This window comes from Acinetobacter sichuanensis (assembly GCF_003024515.2).
In the GTDB taxonomy this organism is placed as follows: domain Bacteria; phylum Pseudomonadota; class Gammaproteobacteria; order Pseudomonadales; family Moraxellaceae; genus Acinetobacter; species Acinetobacter sichuanensis.
In genome coordinates, this window is the sequence record NZ_PYIX02000049.1 from 1 (window position 1) to 23,479 (window position 23,479).

Consider the following 23,479-nt stretch of genomic DNA (forward strand, 5'->3'; position numbering starts at 1 on the left):
ATCTTTTTGAGTTCTAGTTAATGATTAAATATATTCTTCAACCGTACTGGTCATACGTTTTTTCATTTTGTAAGGCTTGTAATGAGGAACATAACAAGGCTTGCAAACTGCTTCATAGGTTTTGGTATCAGAATGATAATAAAAGCGATCCAGTGGTTCATAGCCATTGCAATGATGGCAATAACGCTCAAAACCCAATGAAGTGAAGATCATCTTCTGCACAAATGCTTGTTTTTTATGTTTTGCTTTAAGTGTAGGTGAGTTTTTGACTTCACAAGAACAGATATAATCTTGGTAGTTATCGAACTCTGGTGCTTCTTGGTGTATGTGAACAAACCGATTTATAACTTTTGGATCAAAAATATTCCATTGTTGGTCATGTTCTGAAAATAGGAAATATCCATCTGCACCTGATGGCATTTCTTTACTGTATTTCGAGTAATGGATAACATGTTTTTCCGTTGGCTCAAAGTCATTCAGGAACATTCTCAAGGTATTGAGGTTCGGGAATTGGACTTTCATTAACTGTGCTTGAGTCACCAGATTGGATCTTGATTCGTAGTTCACCAGAACCATAATTTTACGGCTTTTGTCGATTCTGCCGATGATGTAATTATAGATATGATCAGACATTGTATTTTCTCCTATTCTATAGAGATCCATGTTAAGAACATGGATCATTCCCAAAAAATGCAATGAGATCGTTGCTCTGGTAGCTAAACTGCAATTCGGTGTAGTCCATTTTCAGTGTGCTATCTAAGTACGGTGTAATGTCGAGTTGCACGAATGAATCAATAAATTCACTTTCTGCGCCATACGCATCTATTGAGCCTTTGAACAGCTCCAGTACATTGCATGTTACATAGTCGCCAATTTCTGATTTATGTGTCTTACATGATGGTAGTAGTGCCAAGTCATTCAGGATCACTTGAACATGAGTGCCATCATATGAGCCTTGATATAGGCTGTAATATTTTTCAGGATTCAAGATACATTCAAGAACTAAATCAAAGTTGTTGCTGTAAGAGTTACGCGTAGCGACATATACACTTTCTGCTACTGGCTTTTCGACTTTGGTGAGTGTGATTGAGTCTGAATGCTCATGAGCGAACAAAATAGGGTCGTCTACGTCTTGTTCTTCATCTGGCTCAATGTCCATTAACGCCAAGCGTCTATCTTTGGTTTCTTGGTCGAGAATTTCCCAACCATCGATAGATAAAGTACCGCCATCAGCAAGTTGAATGAGAACAGGGGTTTCTTTGTCCTGATCCGTATTGTCCAGAATGGTGAAGATCCCTAGTAATCGAACCCATGAAGTGATTAACTGGCAAATGGGTAGGTTTTCATTAATTTCATGGCGATTCTTGCAAGACTCGCTAAACATCGCCAGATTTTCAGGGTGATTAATATCAATATAGACATTGTGCAAAACAGCATCAGCACTGGTGTTGTTTGGTGCTTCGTAGCTCAATTCAATCAATAAGTATTTTTTAGACATGATCAATATTCCTTAGTACAAAACTTCAGTGCCAACAACGCAATCCAAAAACTTACCTTGCAGATCAAATACTAAAAATTGTTGCAGTTCTTTTTGTGTCGAGTGGATGTTAAAAACAGGCACAATCAAGCTGTCTTTTTCAAATAGGTTATGGTTGTTAATGACGAAATCATGAGCTGAATAGCAATGACCTTGCAGATATACACCGCAACGCATCAGCTTATCTAAATCAAAAGATTGAGAGATGTAGTGAACATCTTCTGGTGCATATTCACTGGCAATATCTCGGCTATATGCAAGATTGACTTGCTTGACCAAGCTTTGTTGAAAAAAGTCGCTGTCATGCACTTCTGAACGTGCGATGTCAGTAACAACTAAAATGGGTTGTGTTTCCCAAAAAATGCTGAGTAATTGATTAAAATCAAGATGTTCAGGGAATTGAACTTTTGAAGTAATCACGCCCCAATCATCAAGGGTTAAAGATAGAAAGTTTCCGTAATGATCACGCGGAATAACCGTTAATACATTAAGGTCTTGATGCAATTCTTCGTTATACGAAAAATCAGCAAGGGAATGACCTGTATTTAATTCAGGATTCACAATAATGTTTAATGTTTTAGAACGGTTTGTAAAAAAATCAAGTACGCTTTTCATATCTTCAACTCCAAGTTTTAAGCAATTGCTTAGGTATGAATTAATTATATCTGTGAAATATCCCTTAAAAACTTTTCTCAAATTACTTATGGAACTGGCAATGAAAAATTTCAATATTTTTTTAATCAATTAAAAAACATCGTATACGTCATTAAATCTAATGGCATAAAAAAAGAGGGTAGACCTTTATTGGATCTCCCTCTATTTGTTTAATGGTTTCTTATGACAGGTTGTTTTTAAAGTACTCAATCAGTCTTAAATAAACAGTGTTCGCCATAAAATGTGAGCTATGCAGCGCATTAAAATCTGCGACATCTTCAAAACATTCAGTCAGTAATGCACTGGCGAAACCTTTATTCCATGTATTGAACTTTTCCAGTTCTGCATCTGACAGCAAATCATATTGAATCATGTCATTAATGGCTTGGTGTTGTAAATTTATCGCCACATCCATGACTTCGCCCTCAATCAATGCATGAGAATCATCAGGACTGAATCTAAATGATTCGTGAGCGTCTGCGATGGCTTGAACCTGTAACGGTGCATTGACTTCAATGCAGTAGGCTTGTGACTTATGTTGGTGAAATAAAACGACATCCAGTTCAATGTTAAAAATAAACTGCGGATCTGCTTTGGTTGCTAAGCCAATCACATTGATGACGCAACTTGGTAAACCGTCATACGCTTGGGTGAAGCTTTGTAGCAAGTGGCGCACATTAGCAGTACCAGTATTAAATTTTTGTAGTTGCATTGTCGTATCTCCAAGTTTTAAGCAATGAGCTTTGATGTATTCATTATATCGGTGCATGTGGCCTGTATAACTTTTCAGTAAAAGTATTTCGGCTGATAGGCTCATGATTTCAAGTTATTTTTAATCAATTAAAAACACCGTTTACGGCCATCATCTTATGAAAGGAATAAGCTATGGGTGCTTATTCCTGGTGGGTGTGATTAGTGCGGTTCTACGTCATACGTGTTTTCATTTTCTTTAAGTCTGGCTTTTTCACGCTTCAGTCTTAAACGCTCTTGATGTTCCCTGTACAGGTTGGTGAGTTGACCGACTGGCAAATGTAGAAACTTTAGATCAATGTTTCTTACCCAGCTATTAACAGCAAACTTTTTGCTTTTTTTAACGTCTGGTATTTCGTAATGATCACCCTTGATTGCGCCTTTTACGGCATTTAACACGAGATCCGCGGTAGCTTCATTCCAGCACTTGAATAATTTAATGCCTTTAAACGCCTTATATTTAGCTGGTACTTTTTCACTGTACTTAAACAGCTCTCCAGTAGATGTCACGGCGATAAACCAGTCACAACGGACAAGCTTCATCGTTTCTATACGTTTTAATTCGTTTTTTTCTCTTTGTTGTTCTATTGCTTGCATATTTGCAAAGCCGAATAGGTCAAGGTTGTCAATTTTCATAGTAGCCATTTGCATTTTTAATACCTCTCAATGAACGTTCGGATCTCAAAAAACCTAGCATTGGTTGGTCAATGCTAGGTGTTGTGTTTATTGGTCTTCAGGCATCATAAAAGTAATGATAGGCTCACCATTCACGCCAGGCCCAACCGTAGCAATATTGGTGATTAAGGTGTCAGAAAAGGTATGCGGTGTATCTTGTAGAGCATATTTAAACTTAACGCTTTGGTCATTAAGTGCAACTGAACCACGAACGCTCATGTTCAACATATCAAAGATGGTATATCCCATTAAATCATTGATTTTTTCAGCATCAGCTTCCGTACCATTCGGAAAAATTGCTTTTGCAGCTGTCAGGTGCTTGTTATACAAGTTGCTTGTAATATAAACAGGGAACTTATAGAACTGTTTGCAATCTTTGGCATGTTCTTCTTTATCGCTAAGGCAAAGAATCACGCCCTCTTCTAAAGCGTCTTGTAAAGAAAAAACAGTGATGACTTCAGCACCAGCGAAAAAATTATTCATAATAGCTACTCCAAGTTTTAAGCAATTGCTTTTGATGTTTTAATTATAATAAATCCATAAACCTTAAAACTTTTTTTTAAAAAAAGATAGTATTTATTCAGGTTTAATAATTATAATTAATATAGCTTTTAATATATATTTGAGGTTTTAGGTGGTACTAACAGGAACAATTAAAAATTATAATATTGAGCGTGGTTTTGGTTTTATATCCACGAGTAATTTTGGTGATGTATTTTTCCATATTAAGGATTTTCAGAAAGGTGAACAGCCAATACCAGGTCGAGAGGTTTATTTCGAGGTAGTTAAAAAAGAAAATAAAAATAGGGCAATCCATGTTTACTATTCCGACCATGAACAAACGCAAGACAAGCAAAAACCATTGCCAATATATCTATGGATAATTTTTATTAGCATAGCTATTGGGGTGGCATATCTAGGTAGCATTCAATTAAAGAAATATCTATATAAAGATAATCAAACTACAAATGCTATATATCAAAAGCCAGTAGCCTATAAATGCGATGGTCGTAAGCATTGCTCTCAAATGCGATCTAAAGAAGAAGCTGATTGGTTTGTGAAAAACTGCCCAGATACCATGATGGATGGTGACGGCGATGGCGATGCCTGTGAAAATGATTCAAGGTGGTAGTTGTATAGTTTCAGACAATAAAAAATGAGCTATTAATACTTAATTAATAACTCATTCCTTAGGTTGATTTTAGATTTCTGCCAGTGTTTTACCGTCTTGTAATTCATTAATCTGCGCCAGTGTGACAGCTTGAGCGTCATATTCTTCTGTCACATACGATACAATTTCTTCTATTGAGCATTCACCAACTACACCCCAAAGCGTAAAATTGGTATGGGTTTTTTCATTCCAGATCTGCTCAACTTGTTCTAGATCCAGATGTCCAATACTCACCAAAAGGTCATAAGCCAATGCCCAATTTTCGTAACGGCTGACAGATTCATCAATGATAGGATCATCAGACATTAAATAGGTCATCATTGCCTTAGCTTTACAGAACTTTTGCATTGTTTCGTTTAAAGTTGTCATAAACATCATCTCATATTGATTGGTTTAAAATCATTTTATGCTGACAGGTGGTGTCAAAAACTTATTCAAAAACAAAATTATTCCAAACCATTTTTAATCAATTAAAAAACATCGCTTGCGGTTTTCATCCTAAAAAGGTGCCAAATGGCACCCTAATTTACAGCGATCCACAACCCTCCTTGTTGAATGCGCCTGGTGGAACCGTCCAGTTATCCGTGAACACTGGTAGGTAATAACTTTCAATTTTGGACTGTACCAGTGCTTCCATATCCTGAATGTCGAATGGCTCAATGCGATTGCTCAGACTGACGACATCGATCTTTGAGCGACTGATCGTACAGTCAAACTTTTGTTCATAACCAGCGATCAGCTGAGCGCGTTCAGGGTAGTAGGTGCTGATGGTTGACCAGATTTTAGGACTGTTGAAGATACAGGTCATGCATGAGCTACGGCCCCAACCTAAGCGATATGGCACTGGTGGCGTAACCTTGTACTTCTCCAGTAACGCCCATACTTGCTCTTCAGTGAAGTGAAGCACGTTCTTCCACCAGTCAACGCGTCTTGCTTTCTTACCGCTTCTACGGTCGCATGGGTGCGGTTCTAGCTGGTTGTACTTACTGCGGTTTGGTGACTCTTCACGGCGTTCACCAGTGATAAAACAAATGTTCTTGCCGTCAAAACGTTCTTGGTTGTTCAATGCTCTGCGTCCGACATCGATCTTTAACGCTGAAGAACACCAGCGCGTCATGAGGCTGGCTGCTTGTTGTGGGAACTTCAAGCGTGTGCCTGGTTTACTGCGGTTGTTATCGCGTTCAAGCTTAATTAAGCCCTCTGGTGTTTCTACGAAGTGGGGTTTTGAGTAGCTGTTTTCTTTGAGCATTTCGCCAAGGAAACCGCCCTCGAGCCAACTGAAGTACAATGGTGTGTCGAATGCCTGAGCGAATGCTTTGGTATAGTTTTCCATGAACACCCAATCCATGAACGGCTGGTTTTCTTCATCAATTTTGTGGTGCCAAAGCTCAATTTTGCTTTTATCTACTCCAGCATCCAGTAAGCGTAAATACGCTGCAATCGAATCCTTACCGCCACTTAAGCAGACAATAAAAATGTCATAGATACTTAGATCGATGTCTGGTGCTTCATGAAAAACATGCTCAGCCAGTTCTTTGTTTAGATCGGTACCAGACAGCAACTCCAGTTGCCCGGCTATTGTGGGGATGATGACTTGATCATCGTACTTATGCGCTGTATTCATTCGACTTACTCCAGATTTAAGGCTTTGTGCCTTGCTTGCTATGGATTAAGTATAGAGGGGTGTACCAGGGGAAAACTTTTCTCAAAATTTAAAAATATCGAGATATTTTAATCAAATAAAATCCATCGTAAGCGGTTATAACGCCTAGCAAAACGGCATTGCGCCGTTTCGGTGGTTACTTATATTTTTGGATGATGCGTTCAATAAATCGAATCATTGTGTCCTTATCAATTTTGGCCTGGTCGTAATTGTCATAGCTAAACATCACCAAAGCATCTTCCTGAGTGATGCCAAAAAACTCACGTACTGCTTTCCACTGGTAAACGACTGGTACAGTGACAACAGGCGCATCTTTTAGCTCTTCATTGCTGAGTATTTTTTCATACATGAAGATTGGCCCAACAGAACCATGAAAATTGAAACCTAGATTTTGGAAATACTCGACAGACGTAGCCCAACCAATCAGGCATCCTACAATATTTTTATCTAACAATTCTTCAGTGGTGAAACCTGAAAAGAAATCGGTGTGTTGTTCTGTATGGCTTGCGTCATAATCACGCCAAATGTCGAAATCAAAGCTTTCATCAGGAATGACCTCGATCACTAGCTCAATCAGCTTTTCTAAACGCTCAACGGTCGTTGCTTTGTTCATATCTGCTCCAAGTTTTAGGCGGTGTGCCAAAAGGGGTAGCGGTACATACTGGCGCACGTACCGCTGTTGGACTTACAAATCCAGTTGAATTAAGAACAGTGGTAAAGGTGCATCACTGTCTTGTGTAATGAGCATAGGCAAGAAGAAACTAAATCCCTCAAAAAACACGCCCATGTCGTAATCATCTTGAAAATAAAAGGGCTGTGAAGTGATACTGACATTCTCAATAGCACTAATTAGTGCCTCGATGTTGGTATGTTTTGCTGTATCGATCACATACACACGAAAACCGGCTTCTGTGGTGTTCGGTATCTGTTGTACTTGCTGTGGCAAGTAAAAGCCAAGTTCGTTGATGGCACTGACGAATTGCGGATTTTCAATTTTCATGGGTAGGTTTCCTTATTGAACTACTTTTGCGTTATTTAAATTTTGCAATGCGATATGCGTTAAACGTTGATTAATGATTTCGTCATACGGCGAAATGAAATCCTCTTGCCAGTTATGCATGAGATATTCGATCGGGTATGTTTCCAGATATTCTTCTAATGCTTCATTCGGCTTAGGAACGAAAGCTAATGGCTCTTTAATGTTGTAATTGCTGGCGATGTATTCCAGTGGATCACAATCACCTGGTACGTTGACCGTAGCAATAAACTCAAGATAAGCACCATCGGGGAAAAACTTATTGAAGCAATCAACCACAACAGATATTTCACGGACTTCATCATCATTTAAAGTGAACTCACGGACTTCTTTATCCAGTGCAACAATTGAGCTAGATAACAAATGGTCAAGGTCTTGTGGACGGATGTTTACACGATCAATAACATGGTTGATATGATCAATAATCTCGTCTTTGATTGGGTCTTCAAAAGCGTAGTTGCTCTCAAAAATAATATGATCGACATCTTCATAATTGAGTCCAAAAAACTCACGTACTGCTTCAGAACCGCGATAAACAACATTTGTTTTGAGTTCTTCATAAGTGAATGGCTCACCAGTATTCGCACGGAATGGCGCATAAAGGGGAACGCCGTCAAACAACATGAAGTTAAGTCTTCTAAAAGTAGCATCAGCTGTCGCCCAACCCATGACGCAACAATCAGCATCACTAAGTAAAAGCTGAGCAAAAGTCACATTTTCGGTTTTTGAATCCGTGCGCCATTTGTCCAGATCAAAACGTTCATGTGGTACTTGCTTAATAATATTTTTTAAATGATTTAGCTTATCTAGTTGATGCATTAGAGGACTCCAAGTTTTAAGCAATTGCTTTCGATAGAGTCATTTTATTTAAAAAATACTAATGAATAACTTTATTGGAATTAATTAACCGACCTAAAACACGTAAAGGATATTTAAAATATTTTAATCAATTAAAATCATCGTATACGTTTTAAGCCATGCTTAGACAGCGTATATACCGGTCTATTTTTCTAATGCAAAAAAAAGAGTACTTAAGTTCGGACTTAAATACTCTTAATGAGTTGGGGCATTATTCCCGATTGGCTAAGTTGAAAAATAGTGAATACATTGCATTCTTAAATAACCAAAAGGTGAGGGGATTATCCGCTTCATCTTTAGACTGGTGGCGAATGATATTCCAGTTGAAATACTTTTCTGAATAGCCCATGTGAGTGACATAAGCAAAATTACGAACGTCATTTTCTGAAACGTATTGGAATGCTTGTTTAAGCTCATTTTGGGTGTTTTGTTCGCCGTCATGGTCAAAAGCATCAGCTTCTAAGATAAGTTCGCGCATGCCGACCATAGCAAGGTATATGACTGCTTCAAAGTCATAGTTCATCATGCGTAGGAAGTGTTTTTTCAAAAAGGCTTCGTCAATGTGTTCAACTTCTTTGTAATTTTTAAGTGCGCTTAGACCATGCACACCAAAGATATATTTAAGTACACGAAATTGAGCGCATAACGGCAAGTTTTCACCCTCCACATGTGAGCAAAGGGCGGTGTAGCGGTTCATGTCGATGACTGAGCTTAGAGATTGTTTTAAAGCGCCTAATAGCATTGTTATATCCTTTTTCGGGTTTTGTTTATTGTATGGTGTACGGTTAAGCAAGAAATGTGTTAACTAAATGAGTTGTGTCATGGTGTTGAGATAACTTTTCGGCATCCATGTCGTTATGTTCTTCATAGATAGTTTTTAAGGTTTTGATGGTTTCATGCATCAAGGTTTCATGATGCTCAGTATTGAATTTGAACTTGTGGCACTCTTTAGCAAGGGATACACGAACTTTGAATTTTTCTAAAAATTCGATGGTTTTATTGGTGGTGTCGCTTTCACATCCAAAGTAACAAACATTATCAATATGCAATGTGGTTGTTTTCAGCATTAATGGATTTTTATCAAACACAAAATAAGCAAAAATGCAGTTTTCACGACTGTTGTAAGTAATGTAAGACTTCTCAACATTAATTGCGTCCACTGATTTAAACCAAACAACGCCATCGTCATAGGTTTCAGCATGGCTTGAGAAAAGCATATAAATTAAGGTGTCGATAATTTCTGCGGTGCTGTTGCCGATAATTAAATGATTCAGACTTGAATCACTTCCGTTTGTAAATTGGTATTGAGCGACCACTTTATTTGCAAATTGATGTGCTGCGTTATTCATTATTCATCTCCAAGTTTCGGACAATATTTTCCTAAGGTTTTATTTTAATCTGAGTCACTTCATTATAAATTTTTCTCAAAAAAAAGATTCTTTTTTCAAGAATCTTTTAATCAATTAAAAGCTATCGTATACAGATTAATCTAATTATCCGTAACTCGGTGAATCATCATCATTTGATTTATCCTGGTCATTTTCCTGTTCTTGCTCTTGTTCTTCAGTATTTTCAAGCTTCAGGACTAGATCGTATGGTTCAATGATATTGTCCATGACTTTTAAAAGGTAAGAGAGGTCTTGTTCCATCGGTTCTAGGTTTTCATAGTTTTCACCGACATAAAGCTCTTGATCTGTCAGTGAACGTTTAAACGCATAGTTCCAATCTGATACGGCGACCTTGCTATATACCATGGTGTAACCAGCATCATTCGCCAGCTGGTTCATCATCAGTTTAGCAGCGCGACCGTTACCCTCTTCAAAAGGGTGAGCTTCATTTAACTTGGCATAAAGCTGAGTGAACTCTTGCACAAACTGGTCTTTGTCCAAACCTTTCAGGTGGTCTTTTTCTTTAACCGCCTGTGAGAACTTATTCAGTTCATCAGGGATCAGGTTTTTATCTAGGAAATGACCGATTTCATAATTACCGTTCGGGTCGATCGCACGTTTAGAAATGTCGTCCAGACGCACTTCTCCAGCCCAATCGTAAATATGCTCAAAGATTTTTTCATGGATTTTAGAGAGGTGGTCGAGATCGTAATTGCCACGTAACGGCGAAATTTCCATTTTCGCTATTCGATGTTCCGTGATTTCTTTTTCCAGTGCCTTTTTATAGTCGCCTTGCGCTTGGCAACTGGTAGGTTGAGATAAGATGTCTTTCGCATCTAAATAAAACTCAAGTTTATCGTCCATATTGTTCTACTTATGAGTGATTGGGTTTGGTAATCCGCTGTAAGCTAGATTAGGTTGTATTCGCGATGATTAGGCTTTGTTTTTAAGTGCATTCCATTTCTTCATCAATGCAGCTTCTTCCTCGTCAAATGTTGTTTGACCAGTTGCTAAGCGCTCCATACGTGCGTTTGATGATGCTTCACATGCTTTAACAATGTGAGGGGAGAACTCTTGAGCTACATTGCCTTGAGCAGAACGGTATGCAGCACGTACACGGTCTTCGTATTTTACTTCTTCAGACATATCGGTTTCCTGTATCAACAATCTGTAAATTACAATAATTGTAACCCCAAACAAGGGGGCGATTCTTGCTAAATTGCGTATAAACAATCTTATTGGTATATACCGATTAACAAAATCAAATAAGATTAAAATTCCAAAAAAATCAAATATCGTATATTAAGTATATATTTTAAGTATATACAGGAAAGGCGTTAAACATGAACGTATTCAAAACACTAAAACTATCTGCAGTTGCAATAATCTCAGTGTCTATGTCGTGCGCTGTTTTAGCTAATGGTTCTTTAAATAACCTGAATACAAACAGCTTAAAATCTGCTGTTGCGCTTTCTCCTACTGCTAAAAACAAACTTAAAGTTGAGCGTTTGCTTAACACTAAAACACCGTACCAGATTGAAACTGGTGCGGTACTTAAAAAAGTGAAGTATTCAAAACACTTTAATATGAACGTTCAGATGTCTAGCAAAACTGCAGATAAATACTCTTCTGATGAAACTGACTCTTTAAACCGCTTTGTGAATGAAAAGATTCATCCGTTTTATTGCTCTGTATTCGCCAATGCTCCAGTTAAACCAGATCTGTATGTAGACATCGTGGACAATCAGGGTAAATCATTCTTTGGAAGTGCTGAGCGTTATTCAGATACTTGCCAATAGTTTTAAGGGCTAAATATTACATAGATCTGTTAACGCCGTTTTAGGCAAAAAAAATAGACCGCTTAATTGCGGTCTATTTGTTTTTATACTGGCACCTAAAACCTTATGGAAAGGTCTTAGGTAGCACCGCTGTATAGCCTACGATCTTGCGTATTTTGATCTGCATATCAAGATGCAACGGCTGTACTGTCAAACGATTGAAGTAAGACTTAATCTCGCGCATCCACGCATGGAAACGATCATCACAATGACGCATAAGCTTCTTAAGGTGATTGCGGTCAGCTTCTTGTAAGAAACTGAGTTCGCTGTCGATTGACCAAAGATTAATATCCTGATCATCTATACATAACAAGTACTGCGTATCAACGACCAATGAAGATACCAACTTGCCTTGGTCTTGCTTGTAGATCAGCTCAAAATCAACTTGTGCATCTAAAGCGCCGTTGATGTTTTCGATTTGAATGTCACGGCGTAAACGTACTGGTAGCTCCAGCAGTACAGTATTCTTATTTGACTGGTAATAATCAGCACGGACTTGGCTATCCCATGCAATATTTTCCAACATAAAATTTTGAAAAGAGGTGAGAGAATTTTCTTGTAGACCGACAACTTTTGTTTTAGATAAGATTTCAAAGTTCATATAATTTCTCCAAATGGTGAGCATTGAGCTCATACATTCATTATATTTCACTGTACATTTTTAAAACTTTTTTCAAAAAATATAGATTGTTTTAATGCTGTCCACGTTTACATTACATAGACAATGGCAAAAAATCTAATTAAACTGACCTTGAATAAGAAATGCGTTCAAGTGTTTTGTGTTTTTTTATTCACCTTTCAATTTTAAAGAGCCAGGCGTTTTGCGTCTGGTTCTTTGCTTTCTGGTATATACCAAGCACATTTTGGTAATGTGCATTGACCAATCTCAATCATAAAGTTTCAGTTTTAAACCTTATTTATCGCTACGATTAAGCCAGTAGCTAGATGGGCTTTAAGATATGAATGCATCAAGTACAATAGTTTTAATGGCTGTATCTATTGGTTTTCCAGTGGTATTAAACTTTGACTTTGCTTTTACTTATTTAATTGGTTTTACCTTATTCGCCTGCACGATCGTTTTAATGTCTATGATTGTGTTTTTTGTTTATAACAGTGCTGTGACGGAAAAGATTAGCGTAATAATTAAAAGGATGTTCTTTTTTGCTGGTTATTGCGCTTGTGTATTAGGTGCGGTTTTCCTTACAAGATGTCTAGTTTAGTACGTTAATGTTTAATGCATATTTGCTAAATAAGTAATACCCAAACATACAGATCGCTAATGTAATTACCGTCACTTTACGCGTTGAGTTCACAACTTCAGCACTGTCTTTCTTGCTATTAAAAATACCAACTTTGATCAACTTAAACACTGAGTCTAAAAGGGTGATTGCAAACCACGTTCCTAAAAAGTAAATTGCCATGGTCAAATATTCCTGTTTGTGCAACACATACTTATATAAATAGACCAGTGTAGTGACCACAATTAATGAAAATGAAGCGCCATAGTGCAAGGTTTTGACGGCATTGCGATGTTGTTTTTCATTGTTGATGTTAATCGCTGCGTTGATAAAACAAAAAATTGCCAATTGTCCAATGATGACGACAATCCCCATTGCAAATAATTGGATGTTAAGACCATAAGCCTTTTTCACTAAAATTACGGCGCTTGCAAACGCAAGGAACATTAAATATATGAGATATGGCATGATTTTCTTGGTATGAAGCGATGATATTGGATGATTCTAGGCTAAGGTTCAAAAAAAAAGAAGTATGCTGGTCGCAACATACTTCCGATCTGATCAGGCTTCTACGTTCTGATTGATATAGTTTTTGTAGGCTAACTTCACTTCACTTAAAAGGGCTTCTTTCAAAACACCTTTGTCTTTTATCGTTGGATTGTGCAAACCAAGTGACGCACGGCGCTGTTGAGTGGTGTTTTTATTGGCATCTGTTACCCAAACTGAGTCGATATAATCATCAACTAAAGCATGCAATTCGTTTGGTTTTACTGCATTGTCTAAATTGGAAAGTATAGCGTTATTGTTTACGATCGCTAAACTTTCATCATATTCTCGATAGCTTGTACGTAAAGTATTCTTAAAATGAAGCAATTGATCTTCAATTTTTAATTTACCGCCATCAAGCTCGATGTCGATTACAAATGTCGTGATTTTAGATGATAGACCTAAAACACCAACTGATTTAACGCGAACAATAGTATCCATAACAACTCCAAGGTTTTGAGCAATGAGCTCAGGTAAAACGGTTAAACTTTTGTGAGATCTGCTTCAATATCTATCAGCAATTCTTTTACTGCTTTCATGTGTGGCAATAAAGTATAGGTGTTCATTTCGCTATTAAATGCACCAGCTTCAAGTTGTACACCAGCAATAAACGGCTCATTGATTAAGTTGTTGCCAATGAGATGACTTAAGCAAGCCTGTACCAGTTCGTTATTTTCTTCAGACTTAACCAGTAGGGGATACAAAACCACGAGTATTGGTAAATCACAAAACTCCATGTTGTTTGCATCAAGTAGCTGTTTAAGTGCATCCTTAATATCTTCATTGAGAACCAACAGTTCTAAACCTTTTTTCATGTCTTTATAGGCGTTATCAATGGCTACTTCGGAAAAGTAAAACCAATCGCGCTGGTCATCGAGCATGAAGCTATCTAATGCAGCGATTTTCTGTAAGATCTGCAATTGTTCAGGGTTGAACGTGCGAATCGCTGTTCCATTGATTTTATGCTGTAACAACAGCTTTAACGCCTTTTGCGCTTGATCGTTTAACTGCTGTACTTCTTGATTGAAGAAATTGCATAACTGATTCGACAGATCTACAAAGATAGAATTGTCATAGCAATCAGGTACCACGTTTTGAGTGGATAGCAACATAAAGCCATTTTCTGACAGCTCAGGATTCATATAGATACAAAGATTATGATCTTCGGTCAGCTCTGCAAAACCTTTTAAAGTGGTATATGCAATTTCATGATCAGGCAATTCAATACCAGCATGGATATTAATGTGGAAGCTTGGGCTTTGGTCGCCGTGGTCTTGATCTGCAGTACTGATCATAGATAACAGGGTTTCCAAAAGCGCCGTATTCTTACGAATAGGCGACATAGCTTCATTAATTAAGATAAAGCTACTATTCATTAAAGTGCCTCCAAGAATAGTGAGCCCACAATATCAGTATTGAGTGGGTTAATTTCAATGAATTCGACTAGCTCCAGCGCTTTATCAACTGTGAGTTCCTTAGCGCGGAAATCAAAAAGTGTATCCACGCCAACGCCATCAATCACACCATATGAAGACATCAACTCTTCCAATTCAGGGATATTTTGATAATTTTCTTCAGCCAAGTTTTCCAAGGTCAAAAGGGCATTATCCACATGTGATTTGAACATGTGGGCAAGGAAGAAAGCTAAACGGTGCTCATGAGGTGCTCGAATGAAGAAATACTCACTATGCTCGTCATCGTTAGAATCCTGGCGTGACGCTTTAACCAAAAACAAAGGTAAATTGTCAGTACTGCCGTAAACTTCGTTAAAATCGATCGGGCAAAAATTACGGTTTAAATTCATGAGCTTTCTCCAAGTTTTAAGCTATTTGCTTGATTAGGTTTCATTATATTAAGAATATGAACGGATAAAGTTTTTTTAAAAAATACTTATTTAAGCATCCAGAAAGAATTAATAATGACGAGCGCCATTGCAGCGCTAAAAATTCAAAACCTTTTTTAATCAATTAAAAAAACATCGTTTACGTTTTTAAGCGCAACTTTAAGAGATTTCTCTCTTAAAGGCTTGGTTTATTCAAAAGTGTTGGTGTATAAGTCGGTCTTAATAAGATTAAACACATACTCGCATTCAACAACGAGACTTGCATATTCATCATCAAAACATTGTTCATCTTCAAGCATAATTTCAAGATTTAAAGGCTCAATCACTGAATAAGGGTTTTTGACGCCAGTTTCTTTGTAATTTGAAATAATGACCTGAATAGCTCCAGATGCGAAGTCACCCTCAAGCGTATGGCTAAAGTAGGAACGATTTCTTGTATCGCTGTGAGTGCTGTCGATAGGTTCTAAAGCTGTACCAAACTTGTAGGTAGTCAGCAACTCTATAACGTCTTGAGCAAATGTCGAGTTTAAAGGGGCATCACTTTTTAGGTTGAATGCAATGTCTTTAAACTGCTTCAAGATTTCTTGCTCTTTAGACTCGTTAAAGTTTTTGAAATATTCGTCAAAATTATGCTCACCATGATTCGACAAAAGTTTATGGTGGTAGTTGTATTCGTCTACCACGGTCAACAGGTCAAGTTTTTGCAATAATTCAAACTCGTCTTTTGTAATTTCTTTAAAACCCAAAACGTAAAAAGAATCACCGCTGATTTCCCAAGAGTCATAGCGAGTTTTAAAATCATGTTCTTCTAATAAGGTTTTAATGTCTTCAAGTTCTTCACTCTCATAGCTTGAATACTTAAACAGGGTGTAATTAACCAATGCCATTAAAGCTGGCACTTCTGAAATTTTCTTAGAGGCATATAAGCCGATATTAAAATCACAAATACGGATACCAATTGGTAGTGCTGATGTTTCGTTAATCGCAAGATTCATCATGAGATACTTGTGCATATTAATTTACCTAACAGGTTGAATGTATTTTTAGATTAATGGATTTAAAGTGGGAATAACTTATGCTTAAAAATTAGAATAGCCATGGAATAAGTTGAATATTTTAATCAATTAAAACTACCGTATGCGGTTGTAAACAAAACGCACTGGTGTATATTTGATATATCCAAATTTTCGAGATTAGTTATGGAAGTTGAAAACCTAAGTAAAGACCAGTTAGAAGACCTAATTAAAAAGGCACAAAACCAAATTGTTGTAGTAGAGAATAAGAAACTTGATGACGGTTATCTCAAAATGTTTGAGATCGCAAAAGAATTAGGCTTAACTATTCTTGAATTAAATGAGCACGGCGAAAATCGTAAATTAAATAAAAAGCCAGTGGTTAAAGCAGATCCTAAATATCGCAACCCGAATAACCACAAAGAAGTGTGGGCCGGTCGTGGTAAACGTCCATCCTGGTTAAATCGTGAGATTGAATCTGGAAAAACATTAGAAAGTTTTCTTATCGTATAAATATTAAAAGGGCTTAAATGATTTAAGCCCTTTTTTTAAATGCAATTGTCAGTGTTGTTTAGAGCACGTGCGCGACTACTTAACAAAGTTCAGCTTTGATGTGTTCTAACACATCATCTTCAACACCCTCATTAGAAAATGCTTCAATGAATTCATTCAGGTTTTCATTGCTTAATGGCAAACTTCCGTATTGATCTACTGCAATCATTTGTGAGTTATGCACCAGATATTCAATACTGCAGTCAACAGAACAAAAGGTTTCTTGAATTACATCATTCACCTGATGGCCAGACTTTTTATCGTTAGTATCAATATCACTATTACAGTGAGGGCAACTAAATAATCCCATTACGCAACTCCTTTCTCAATTAAGCTAATTACACCGTGTTCTAATTGATCATCAAACCAGTGCCAGATAATGAAGCGGTCTGTACCTTTGCCCCATAGATGAAAGTCTTCTTCGATTTCATCATCATTGTTTATCGGGGTGTTGCCAAACTCTTCCCATAATGTTGTATAGGTTTTGCCTTGCAAGCTTAATACGCCATTTTCAGAATTTGCTTCAAACCAATCTAGGATCTGATAGCGATATGCACCTTTATTCCAGATATGGAATTCGCATGGTAGGGAATTAGATTCATCAAATTGAATCTGCTGTAATTCACCCCATAACTGGTCTATTGATTTGGCCATGCTTTATAACTCCTTGCTTAATAATTTAATTTTAATAAATAAAAGCGCTCAAAAACTTTTCTTAAAAAATATATAAAATCTGCTAATAATTTCTTTTGGAAAAATACTATCTAAGCAAAACTATTGTTATTATCGAGTGAGCTTATTAAGAGGTTTAAGCATGAATCTAGATAAATACGTTAAAACAGATATAGACGATGGCAATGGTCACATTTGGCTTAAATTTACGAATGATTCAGGTAATGATACTTTTGCTTGTAGTCAATGTGGCTATTTGAGACGGGTAGATAGTAATAATCGCCCACTAAACAAAAAGTGTGTTGGTAAAGTGAAAATCACGCTGCGTTAAAATTGAGATTTACAAAAACAAAATAAGAGCCAACATAGGGCTCTTTCTTATTTCATGTGGCTTTTACTGGCTTTACGGAATCAGTGTTGGAATCCAATACTTTTGCATTTCTACTTGACATATATGCTTATATTTACCAGTGGTAAGAAATTTAAATTTCTATAACTTATTCCTTAGAGCCCTTTATCTTTAGGCACACCGCCAACAATCTGAAATGGTATCCAATGGTTAACCCATTTTTCTTTGGTACCACGTTTGCCCAACCAGTAAAAGTTCCAGTGAGGAATCCGTGGATGTGGTTTTTTGGTACCTTTGTAGTTGCCAGACTTTAGATCTTCATCGCGCTTTAGGATCGCTTCATTGATCTTTTTATTTGTTTCGGTACCAACAATAGTCGGCTTGTACTTATTGGCCTCAAATAAACGCAATTCACGCTTAATCAGCTCTAATTTAGGCCTGGCTTGTGTTGTTTCTGGTGTTAATGGTCTGAGATCTGGTTCTTTTTGGCTGAACCATAGAATCAAATTGATTAGCTTCTTCTGCAGTTCCATGAACGTGTTAATTTCTTGTTCATCAGGCAAGTTCTTTTCATCAAAAAACGTATCAATGAAATCGGTCATGCAGTCCTCAACAGTTGATTCAAAATCATCATCATCAGGGAAGTGCATGGTAATGGTTTTTGCTAAGCCAGTATCGGTATATACCGTGGTAAATAGCACCTTGCGATCGTTCAACGTGTTTTTCGCAAAAATAACACCGACCACTTGTTCATTTTGCACGTAGAGATTGGCATTGTCGGTTTGAACGTAGATCGCAATATCAGGTAGGTTTAATAGGAAACCGGGGATACTGCGGTTGTATTCGGTCTTTACAAGCATTTGAATGACTTGATCTTCAAACCGATAAATATTTTTGGTTAGGCTCCATGAGCCAAGGGTAATGATTTCACCAATGTTGCAAGGTAGCTGATTGATAAATGAGAGTGGGATTTCTTGGCCAGTGGCTTGAACACCCATAATGGTACTGGTGCGTTTCATTCGTTCACGCCAGATAGGATCTCGACAATCTAGTGCAGCATATGTCCATTCATCACCACTGATTAGGCATTCGTGCGGATCTTTACTGTTTTGTCGTGCGATCGCATAAGCTTCTACACGTTTCATTAAGCCATTGAGGTTAAACTTCACATGTTCTAATCGCGCTGTGATGACTTTAAGTGGTATTCCTATCTTTGGATCTAAATCTTTATTTCTCATGTTGAGCAACCAGGATCTACATCAGATCAATATCTGAAAAATTTCGTTTAAAAAAGGACTTTAAAAGTCCTTTCGATTAGGCGTGAGCACTATTATTACAAGGCGGTGTAAACAAAGTACCATCTAAGCGGATCATTCCAAAGCCGTAGGTTTTATCACGACCAATACCATTGAGCCATGCTGTTTTAAATATCTCTAAATCCCCAACAGTCGCACTAAATGAAATATCTATGGTCTGGACTGGAATATTCAAAATGCTGAGCTGTGGTCCACATTGTTGCTCAATTATAGTGACATCCAATAGACCTTTGCTACTAAGAGCGTTTTTGGTGAATTCGGCTGCTTCATCTCCAGTTAGATTTTTACGCTTCTTACCTGAATTGCCTTTGGGTTTTTCGCCGTGGACCGAAATGTATTCTTCAATTTCTTGGCGGTTAAAGCTACATTCACGGTTAAGAGGAACCATGATTTTTCCAGTGATTTGCTGACCGTGCGAAATTTCAATGTATTCTTTGGCCATTGGGATTTTGACGTCCGATACGCACGTTCTTAAATAGATGTGCTTGCCATCTGTAAAAAATATGACTTTTGCGGAACAGAATGTCTCGACCTTATTTCGTTTAAACATTTCTCTAAAAATGTACTTGAACAAGTTCTTTTCATTTTCAGGATGTGTAAGGGCAAAACAATTGGCTGTTAGTTTTATGTTATTCAGACTCATTTCGATATCCAGTTTTCTATAAACAGCATTATTAAGAACCATTGCCTTTAAATAGCGCCTTATTGACAATAAGGGTATTATTCAGCATTTATAAACGCTAAAAGTAACTTCTATGTGCATTTAACAAAAGTGGCTTATAATATACTTAAAACCCTCAAAATTGATATAGGAACACCAGTTTTGTGTGGAAGTAAAGCGTAACACTCATATTATGAAAACCAACCACAATTTATTAAACCTACACTTTAATGATACTTATTTTTTGTGTTGTAATTTTTTATTAAAAAAATATATGCTTTGCTGATTATTTTAAACTATTGACTGTATTTTAAGCTGTGCGTAAACTTTAAACGTTGTTTTGTACAATCCACACCTAGTTTGATCCTGTTTGGACGACTGAAAAATGAACATAAAGAATAGAACTACGTTGCAGTTTTATGAAGAACTGCAGTTGGTGTATGACCGTTTCAATGAAAGGCTATTCAAAAATGAATTACCAGATTGTTTGATTACGCTTCAACGTATCAACAAAAATACCGGTTATTGGTCTGAGAATAGATTTGCTTCGACAGAAGATGATACGGCGTATACGCACGAACTGGCCCTTAACCCTGATTACTTTGGCACCCAACCATTGCTTAACATTTTTAAATGCTATGCACATGAGATGTGTCATATGAAACAAAGCATTTTTGGTGAGCCATCTAAACGCTCATATCACAATGCTGAGTTTGCGACATTTATGCTTGAGATCGGTTTGATTATGACTGATGACGGCACAAAAGAAGGTCGCACGACAGGCGAGAAGATGACCGAAATCGTTGTACCTGATGGCTTGTTTATTCAAGTGTGCAATGAGCTTGTCGATGAAGGGCGTATCATCAAATGGTATGACAAGTACGCACCCAAAACGATTTCCAGTCTTGAAATGATTCAAGAGCAAGTGCAGTTGTTGGAGTCCATTCCGACTGCTTCTCCAAAGCTATTTCATATTGCCTTACTTGGCAATGAAATCAATTCAGCTTTGAAATCACCTAAAAAAGAGAAGCCAGTTGCCGAACCGTCAAAAGCACCAGATACCCTCACTGGATATGCCACCCCAACAAGTGATGAAGAAGAGGAAACGACTCCCACTACAATGAATCCCTTTGATGTAGCGATCGGACTAATCGACATATCAAATACCGCTGCAAACCTTGGCGGTTATTATCCAACGGCTTTTGATGAAGGTCCGCTAGATGATGACGACCAACCAATACCAGAACCTAAGATTGTTAAACTTTATAAGGGTGAACAACCAAACGGCGATGATAACGAGTTTATTGTACTCAAAGAAACTATGATCGGTGAAACACTCTATCAAGAGCTTGGTTTAGCCAATTTTGAAGAGCCTGAGCCTAAGCCTAAGAAACAGACTAGGGCATCTTTTGCGTGTCCTGAGTGTGGCCGTGGTGCAACGTGTAGTCCTACTTTTAGATTGTCGTGTACTGAATGTGAAGTTGAACTGGTACCGTCAAAATCCATTGATAAAAGCCAGGTGAAGAAAAACAAAAAGGCTGCTAAAGCTGACCAAGGGGATGCAGAATGAAAACGATTGAAGAGCTTGGAATTCTGTTTTCTTCACACAAATACCGTTTTTATAACGAAAAAGACTTACAACTCGCGATTGAGCAAATGTTTATTGCCAATGAGATTCCGTATGAACGTGAGGTTCGTCTATCAAATAAAGACATCATTGATTTTACTGTTGAGCTAGATGTCGGCAAGGTGGGTGTTGAATTAAAAATAGATGGTGCACGTAACGCATTATTGCGTCAGATCAATCGTTATTTAAGCCATGACAGCATAAAAGCGCTCTATGTGGTTGGTACACCGTATTGGGTGAATAACATTCCAATCCAACTGAACAATAAATTTATTTACCGCCATCGTATTTTAGTGGGGGTCTTCTAATGTCTAAATCTTACGGCACCATTTCTCGTCAAGAAAAAAACTGGCACATTGAATGTGAACCACATGTTAAAACACGACTTAAGCGTGTATTCCCACAAGTCAGCCAACATGCATCAAAATTTATTGAGTTAAGCGATACGCCGTCTAATTGTCACGACCTACTTTGGTTTATTGAACGTTATCCAATGCGTGTTGATGATCTTAAATACATGAAAGCGCAATCTAAGGCTTATGTGTCGCTAAAAGAAGATATTTTGGATGTGATGGACTATAAACGTCCGATCAAAACATTTGATCTTGCTGTGCCTCCATATGAGTATCAAAGAGCAGCTGCAGATCTACTACTTAATGTTAAAGGTTTGCTCTTGGGGGATGATTTGGGCCTTGGCAAAACAGCGAGTGGAATATGTCCGATGATTCTACCTGAATCGCTCCCGGCGCTTTTTGTGACAATGACACATCTTCCAATGCAAATTAAGAATGAAATTGAACGCTTTGCTCCGCACCTAAAATGTCACATCCTAAAGAAAGCATCGCCTTATCCATTGCACAAAGAAGGTGAAGCAGCACCCGATGTCATTATCACCAGTTATTCAAAGTTGAACGGTTGGGCTGAATATCTTGCCGGAAAGATTAAGTACGTAGTGTTTGACGAGATCCAAGAGTTACGGACTGGCTATACATCGCAAAAGTATTCCGCTGCTAAACTCATTAGTGACCAAGCTGAATTACGCCTCGGTCTATCAGCTACACCGATTTATAACTACGGTGATGAATTCTACAACATCATTGAAATATTGCGTCCAGATAGCTTAGGTACCGCTACTGAATTCGCTCGTGAGTGGTGTTCACAAGAAAAACGTATTAATGATCCTAAAGCGTTTGGGATGTTTTTACGTGATGAAGGTCTAATGTTGCGCCGTACTCGAGCAGATGTAAATCGAGAGTTACCGCCAGTACAAATCATCCCTCAATATGTCGAAAGCGATCCTAAAGTACTGGATCAAATTAAGGGAAAGGCAATGGAACTGGCAAAAGTAATTTTAAGCTCTACTCAGGAATTCCAAGGGCAAAAGCTTCGTGCGACAGAAGAATTCAATATTATGATGCGCCAAGCAACAGGTATCGCCAAAGCGCCGTATGTCGCTGAGTTCGTGCGTATGCTTGTTGAGTCTGGTGAATCAGTCATGCTTTATGGTTGGCATCGAGATGTGTACAACATTTGGTTAGAACGCTTGGCTGAATTCAATCCTGTTATGTATACAGGTACGGAAGGACCTGCAGCTAAGGAACGTTCTAAACAAGCATTCTTGAATGATGAAAGCAAAGTCTTCATTAGTTCATTACGTTCATCTGCCGGGCTTGATGGCTTGCAGTACCACTCAAAATGCAAAACATTTGTGTTTGGTGAGTTGGATTGGTCGCCTGGTGTTCATGATCAATGTATTGGTCGCTTAGACCGTGACGGTCAAATCAAACAGATCTCGGCATATTACTTGTTGGCTGATTCGGGTTCAGATCCAATTATTTCTGATGTCTTAGGCATCAAAAAAGGCCAGTTGGAAGGAGTTAAAAACCCGAATGGCGAATTATTTGAACATTTAATTACGGACGGTGGCGGTATCAAGCGCTTAGCCGAACACATACTGAATAAGAAAGTAGCTTAAGAGAAACTTTATGACTGAACTTTACCTAGCTTGTTTTAGACATAATGTCGGCTCAAATATTGGGTGGCCTGGTTTTAACGGAAAGGGCTATACAACGAATGTTGATCAAGCGCACGT

Annotated in this window: 31 protein-coding genes and 2 pseudogenes; 8 read left to right on the forward strand and 25 right to left on the reverse strand. The window is 37.7% G+C overall.

Going from position 1 to position 23,479, the window contains the following annotated elements:
- Positions 1-24 precede the first annotated feature (24 nt).
- The 6 genes from C9E89_RS19010 to C9E89_RS19035 all read right to left on the reverse strand — a co-directional run bounded on the left by C9E89_RS19010 (position 25) and on the right by C9E89_RS19035 (position 4,099).
- Positions 25-633 carry a hypothetical protein gene (locus tag C9E89_RS19010; RefSeq protein WP_024160765.1) on the reverse strand — a complete coding sequence of 203 codons (609 nt, stop codon included), beginning with the start codon at positions 631-633 and terminating at the stop codon, positions 25-27.
- Between the two features lie 31 nt (positions 634-664).
- On the reverse strand, positions 665-1,498 hold the full coding sequence (locus C9E89_RS19015) for a hypothetical protein (protein WP_024160764.1): 834 nt from the start codon (positions 1,496-1,498) through the stop codon (positions 665-667).
- Between the two features lie 12 nt (positions 1,499-1,510).
- A complete protein-coding gene (locus tag C9E89_RS19020; RefSeq protein WP_033917500.1) occupies positions 1,511-2,152 on the reverse strand; it encodes a hypothetical protein in 642 nt (213 codons plus the stop codon).
- 220 nt (positions 2,153-2,372) lie between these two features.
- Positions 2,373-2,903, reverse strand: coding sequence for a hypothetical protein (locus C9E89_RS19025; protein WP_005028543.1), 531 nt, complete (start codon positions 2,901-2,903; stop codon positions 2,373-2,375).
- 200 nt (positions 2,904-3,103) lie between these two features.
- Positions 3,104-3,592 (reverse strand): hypothetical protein, encoded by a 489-nt coding sequence (locus C9E89_RS19030; protein ID WP_005006043.1) that lies wholly within the window; start codon positions 3,590-3,592, stop codon positions 3,104-3,106.
- Between the two features lie 72 nt (positions 3,593-3,664).
- A complete protein-coding gene (locus tag C9E89_RS19035) occupies positions 3,665-4,099 on the reverse strand; it encodes a DUF6573 family protein (RefSeq protein WP_005006045.1) in 435 nt (144 codons plus the stop codon).
- 151 nt (positions 4,100-4,250) lie between these two features.
- Here C9E89_RS19035 and C9E89_RS24105 point away from each other — a divergent pair.
- A pseudogene (locus C9E89_RS24105) lies at positions 4,251-4,427 on the forward strand (cold shock domain-containing protein); the annotation flags it as partial.
- 183 nt (positions 4,428-4,610) lie between these two features.
- Positions 4,611-4,748: pseudogene (locus tag C9E89_RS24110) on the forward strand (excalibur calcium-binding domain-containing protein); the annotation flags it as partial.
- Positions 4,749-4,817: 69 nt separating this feature from the next.
- Here the strand turns inward: C9E89_RS24110 and C9E89_RS19045 are convergent.
- The 9 genes from C9E89_RS19045 to C9E89_RS19085 form a co-directional block, all read right to left on the reverse strand.
- Entirely contained in the window at positions 4,818-5,156 is a 339-nt protein-coding gene (locus tag C9E89_RS19045; RefSeq protein ID WP_005006049.1) for a hypothetical protein, read from the reverse strand.
- Between the two features lie 157 nt (positions 5,157-5,313).
- On the reverse strand, positions 5,314-6,411 hold the full coding sequence (locus C9E89_RS19050; protein WP_005028536.1) for an adenine nucleotide alpha hydrolase family protein: 1,098 nt from the start codon (positions 6,409-6,411) through the stop codon (positions 5,314-5,316).
- 175 nt (positions 6,412-6,586) lie between these two features.
- Positions 6,587-7,063: a hypothetical protein gene (locus tag C9E89_RS19055; protein ID WP_005006052.1), complete on the reverse strand. Its 477-nt coding sequence runs from the start codon at positions 7,061-7,063 to the stop codon at positions 6,587-6,589.
- A gap of 72 nt (positions 7,064-7,135) precedes the next feature.
- On the reverse strand, positions 7,136-7,450 hold the full coding sequence (locus C9E89_RS19060; RefSeq protein WP_005006055.1) for a hypothetical protein: 315 nt from the start codon (positions 7,448-7,450) through the stop codon (positions 7,136-7,138).
- Positions 7,451-7,462: 12 nt separating this feature from the next.
- Entirely contained in the window at positions 7,463-8,305 is an 843-nt protein-coding gene (locus C9E89_RS19065) for a hypothetical protein (protein WP_005006057.1), read from the reverse strand.
- A gap of 250 nt (positions 8,306-8,555) precedes the next feature.
- Positions 8,556-9,086 carry a hypothetical protein gene (locus C9E89_RS19070; protein ID WP_005006061.1) on the reverse strand — a complete coding sequence of 177 codons (531 nt, stop codon included), beginning with the start codon at positions 9,084-9,086 and terminating at the stop codon, positions 8,556-8,558.
- Positions 9,087-9,129: 43 nt separating this feature from the next.
- The gene (locus C9E89_RS19075; RefSeq protein ID WP_005006063.1) at positions 9,130-9,693 is read right to left on the reverse strand and encodes a hypothetical protein; all 564 of its coding nucleotides are present in this window, start codon (positions 9,691-9,693) and stop codon (positions 9,130-9,132) included.
- A gap of 144 nt (positions 9,694-9,837) precedes the next feature.
- Positions 9,838-10,596 carry a Fic/DOC family protein gene (locus tag C9E89_RS19080; RefSeq protein WP_005006069.1) on the reverse strand — a complete coding sequence of 253 codons (759 nt, stop codon included), beginning with the start codon at positions 10,594-10,596 and terminating at the stop codon, positions 9,838-9,840.
- A 69-nt stretch (positions 10,597-10,665) separates the two neighbouring features.
- Positions 10,666-10,878: a hypothetical protein gene (locus tag C9E89_RS19085; protein ID WP_005006071.1), complete on the reverse strand. Its 213-nt coding sequence runs from the start codon at positions 10,876-10,878 to the stop codon at positions 10,666-10,668.
- A 197-nt stretch (positions 10,879-11,075) separates the two neighbouring features.
- Between C9E89_RS19085 and C9E89_RS19090 the strand changes: the two genes are divergently transcribed.
- Positions 11,076-11,531 carry a hypothetical protein gene (locus C9E89_RS19090; protein ID WP_032056395.1) on the forward strand — a complete coding sequence of 152 codons (456 nt, stop codon included), beginning with the start codon at positions 11,076-11,078 and terminating at the stop codon, positions 11,529-11,531.
- A gap of 103 nt (positions 11,532-11,634) precedes the next feature.
- Here the strand turns inward: C9E89_RS19090 and C9E89_RS19095 are convergent, their stop codons facing one another.
- From C9E89_RS19095 to C9E89_RS19125, 6 genes are all read right to left on the reverse strand, one after another.
- Positions 11,635-12,171, reverse strand: coding sequence for a hypothetical protein (locus C9E89_RS19095; RefSeq protein WP_032056393.1), 537 nt, complete (start codon positions 12,169-12,171; stop codon positions 11,635-11,637).
- A gap of 610 nt (positions 12,172-12,781) precedes the next feature.
- Complete coding sequence (locus C9E89_RS19105; protein WP_228199072.1) at positions 12,782-13,276, reverse strand: hypothetical protein; 495 nt, start codon at positions 13,274-13,276, stop codon at positions 12,782-12,784.
- A gap of 93 nt (positions 13,277-13,369) precedes the next feature.
- A complete protein-coding gene (locus C9E89_RS19110) occupies positions 13,370-13,795 on the reverse strand; it encodes a hypothetical protein (RefSeq protein WP_107009830.1) in 426 nt (141 codons plus the stop codon).
- 41 nt (positions 13,796-13,836) lie between these two features.
- On the reverse strand, positions 13,837-14,730 hold the full coding sequence (locus tag C9E89_RS19115) for a hypothetical protein (RefSeq protein ID WP_107009829.1): 894 nt from the start codon (positions 14,728-14,730) through the stop codon (positions 13,837-13,839).
- Positions 14,730-15,158: a hypothetical protein gene (locus C9E89_RS19120; protein ID WP_024160914.1), complete on the reverse strand. Its 429-nt coding sequence runs from the start codon at positions 15,156-15,158 to the stop codon at positions 14,730-14,732. The genes C9E89_RS19115 and C9E89_RS19120 overlap by 1 nt, the downstream gene beginning before the upstream one ends.
- Before the next feature lie 227 nt (positions 15,159-15,385).
- The gene (locus tag C9E89_RS19125; RefSeq protein WP_024160745.1) at positions 15,386-16,210 is read right to left on the reverse strand and encodes a hypothetical protein; all 825 of its coding nucleotides are present in this window, start codon (positions 16,208-16,210) and stop codon (positions 15,386-15,388) included.
- Between the two features lie 186 nt (positions 16,211-16,396).
- Between C9E89_RS19125 and C9E89_RS19130 the strand changes: the two genes are divergently transcribed.
- The gene (locus C9E89_RS19130; protein ID WP_024160744.1) at positions 16,397-16,723 is read left to right on the forward strand and encodes an H-NS histone family protein; all 327 of its coding nucleotides are present in this window, start codon (positions 16,397-16,399) and stop codon (positions 16,721-16,723) included.
- 79 nt (positions 16,724-16,802) lie between these two features.
- Here the strand turns inward: C9E89_RS19130 and C9E89_RS19135 are convergent, their stop codons facing one another.
- Both C9E89_RS19135 and C9E89_RS19140 read right to left on the reverse strand, forming a co-directional pair.
- Entirely contained in the window at positions 16,803-17,072 is a 270-nt protein-coding gene (locus tag C9E89_RS19135; RefSeq protein ID WP_024160743.1) for a hypothetical protein, read from the reverse strand.
- Complete coding sequence (locus C9E89_RS19140) at positions 17,072-17,416, reverse strand: hypothetical protein (RefSeq protein ID WP_024160742.1); 345 nt, start codon at positions 17,414-17,416, stop codon at positions 17,072-17,074. The genes C9E89_RS19135 and C9E89_RS19140 overlap by 1 nt, the downstream gene beginning before the upstream one ends.
- A 160-nt stretch (positions 17,417-17,576) precedes the next feature.
- Between C9E89_RS19140 and C9E89_RS19145 the strand changes: the two genes are divergently transcribed.
- Positions 17,577-17,765 carry a hypothetical protein gene (locus tag C9E89_RS19145; protein ID WP_024160741.1) on the forward strand — a complete coding sequence of 63 codons (189 nt, stop codon included), beginning with the start codon at positions 17,577-17,579 and terminating at the stop codon, positions 17,763-17,765.
- Between the two features lie 173 nt (positions 17,766-17,938).
- Here C9E89_RS19145 and C9E89_RS19150 read toward each other — a convergent pair whose 3' ends face one another.
- A complete protein-coding gene (locus tag C9E89_RS19150; RefSeq protein ID WP_024160740.1) occupies positions 17,939-19,021 on the reverse strand; it encodes a hypothetical protein in 1,083 nt (360 codons plus the stop codon).
- Positions 19,022-19,097: 76 nt separating this feature from the next.
- Positions 19,098-19,487: a type I-E CRISPR-associated protein Cas6/Cse3/CasE gene (locus C9E89_RS23885; RefSeq protein ID WP_228199073.1), complete on the reverse strand. Its 390-nt coding sequence runs from the start codon at positions 19,485-19,487 to the stop codon at positions 19,098-19,100.
- Positions 19,488-20,145: 658 nt separating this feature from the next.
- Between C9E89_RS23885 and C9E89_RS19160 the strand changes: the two genes are divergently transcribed.
- From C9E89_RS19160 to C9E89_RS19170, 3 genes are read left to right on the forward strand one after another with little or no spacing between them, the layout of a single operon-like run.
- Positions 20,146-21,330, forward strand: coding sequence for a SprT-like domain-containing protein (locus tag C9E89_RS19160; RefSeq protein ID WP_031946107.1), 1,185 nt, complete (start codon positions 20,146-20,148; stop codon positions 21,328-21,330).
- Positions 21,327-21,695, forward strand: coding sequence for a hypothetical protein (locus C9E89_RS19165; protein ID WP_005006108.1), 369 nt, complete (start codon positions 21,327-21,329; stop codon positions 21,693-21,695). Before C9E89_RS19160 ends, C9E89_RS19165 begins: the two co-directional genes overlap by 4 nt.
- Positions 21,695-23,362: an SNF2-related protein gene (locus C9E89_RS19170; protein WP_033917385.1), complete on the forward strand. Its 1,668-nt coding sequence runs from the start codon at positions 21,695-21,697 to the stop codon at positions 23,360-23,362. The genes C9E89_RS19165 and C9E89_RS19170 overlap by 1 nt, the downstream gene beginning before the upstream one ends.
- Positions 23,363-23,479: the final 117 nt, after the last annotated feature.

Coding starts and splice junctions, on each gene's coding strand:
- C9E89_RS19065 (WP_005006057.1), bottom strand. CDS start 8,305: ATGCATCAACTAGATAAGCTAAATCATTTAAAAAATATTATTAAGCAA.
- C9E89_RS19075 (WP_005006063.1), bottom strand. CDS start 9,693: ATGAATAACGCAGCACATCAATTTGCAAATAAAGTGGTCGCTCAATAC.
- C9E89_RS19105 (WP_228199072.1), bottom strand. CDS start 13,276: ATGCCATATCTCATATATTTAATGTTCCTTGCGTTTGCAAGCGCCGTA.
- C9E89_RS19170 (WP_033917385.1), top strand. CDS start 21,695: ATGTCTAAATCTTACGGCACCATTTCTCGTCAAGAAAAAAACTGGCAC.
- C9E89_RS19145 (WP_024160741.1), top strand. CDS start 17,577: ATGAATCTAGATAAATACGTTAAAACAGATATAGACGATGGCAATGGT.
- C9E89_RS19165 (WP_005006108.1), top strand. CDS start 21,327: ATGAAAACGATTGAAGAGCTTGGAATTCTGTTTTCTTCACACAAATAC.
- C9E89_RS19070 (WP_005006061.1), bottom strand. CDS start 9,086: ATGCTATTAGGCGCTTTAAAACAATCTCTAAGCTCAGTCATCGACATG.
- C9E89_RS19130 (WP_024160744.1), top strand. CDS start 16,397: ATGGAAGTTGAAAACCTAAGTAAAGACCAGTTAGAAGACCTAATTAAA.
- C9E89_RS19135 (WP_024160743.1), bottom strand. CDS start 17,072: ATGGGATTATTTAGTTGCCCTCACTGTAATAGTGATATTGATACTAAC.
- C9E89_RS19095 (WP_032056393.1), bottom strand. CDS start 12,171: ATGAACTTTGAAATCTTATCTAAAACAAAAGTTGTCGGTCTACAAGAA.
- C9E89_RS19080 (WP_005006069.1), bottom strand. CDS start 10,596: ATGGACGATAAACTTGAGTTTTATTTAGATGCGAAAGACATCTTATCT.
- C9E89_RS23885 (WP_228199073.1), bottom strand. CDS start 19,487: ATGGTTCCTCTTAACCGTGAATGTAGCTTTAACCGCCAAGAAATTGAA.
- C9E89_RS19160 (WP_031946107.1), top strand. CDS start 20,146: ATGAACATAAAGAATAGAACTACGTTGCAGTTTTATGAAGAACTGCAG.
- C9E89_RS19035 (WP_005006045.1), bottom strand. CDS start 4,099: ATGAATAATTTTTTCGCTGGTGCTGAAGTCATCACTGTTTTTTCTTTA.
- C9E89_RS19055 (WP_005006052.1), bottom strand. CDS start 7,063: ATGAACAAAGCAACGACCGTTGAGCGTTTAGAAAAGCTGATTGAGCTA.
- C9E89_RS19015 (WP_024160764.1), bottom strand. CDS start 1,498: ATGTCTAAAAAATACTTATTGATTGAATTGAGCTACGAAGCACCAAAC.
- C9E89_RS19150 (WP_024160740.1), bottom strand. CDS start 19,021: ATGAGAAATAAAGATTTAGATCCAAAGATAGGAATACCACTTAAAGTC.
- C9E89_RS19120 (WP_024160914.1), bottom strand. CDS start 15,158: ATGAATTTAAACCGTAATTTTTGCCCGATCGATTTTAACGAAGTTTAC.
- C9E89_RS19090 (WP_032056395.1), top strand. CDS start 11,076: ATGAACGTATTCAAAACACTAAAACTATCTGCAGTTGCAATAATCTCA.
- C9E89_RS19010 (WP_024160765.1), bottom strand. CDS start 633: ATGTCTGATCATATCTATAATTACATCATCGGCAGAATCGACAAAAGC.
- C9E89_RS19140 (WP_024160742.1), bottom strand. CDS start 17,416: ATGGCCAAATCAATAGACCAGTTATGGGGTGAATTACAGCAGATTCAA.
- C9E89_RS19115 (WP_107009829.1), bottom strand. CDS start 14,730: ATGAATAGTAGCTTTATCTTAATTAATGAAGCTATGTCGCCTATTCGT.
- C9E89_RS19045 (WP_005006049.1), bottom strand. CDS start 5,156: ATGACAACTTTAAACGAAACAATGCAAAAGTTCTGTAAAGCTAAGGCA.
- C9E89_RS19050 (WP_005028536.1), bottom strand. CDS start 6,411: ATGAATACAGCGCATAAGTACGATGATCAAGTCATCATCCCCACAATA.
- C9E89_RS19020 (WP_033917500.1), bottom strand. CDS start 2,152: ATGAAAAGCGTACTTGATTTTTTTACAAACCGTTCTAAAACATTAAAC.
- C9E89_RS19085 (WP_005006071.1), bottom strand. CDS start 10,878: ATGTCTGAAGAAGTAAAATACGAAGACCGTGTACGTGCTGCATACCGT.
- C9E89_RS19125 (WP_024160745.1), bottom strand. CDS start 16,210: ATGCACAAGTATCTCATGATGAATCTTGCGATTAACGAAACATCAGCA.
- C9E89_RS19110 (WP_107009830.1), bottom strand. CDS start 13,795: ATGGATACTATTGTTCGCGTTAAATCAGTTGGTGTTTTAGGTCTATCA.
- C9E89_RS19030 (WP_005006043.1), bottom strand. CDS start 3,592: ATGCAAATGGCTACTATGAAAATTGACAACCTTGACCTATTCGGCTTT.
- C9E89_RS19060 (WP_005006055.1), bottom strand. CDS start 7,450: ATGAAAATTGAAAATCCGCAATTCGTCAGTGCCATCAACGAACTTGGC.
- C9E89_RS19025 (WP_005028543.1), bottom strand. CDS start 2,903: ATGCAACTACAAAAATTTAATACTGGTACTGCTAATGTGCGCCACTTG.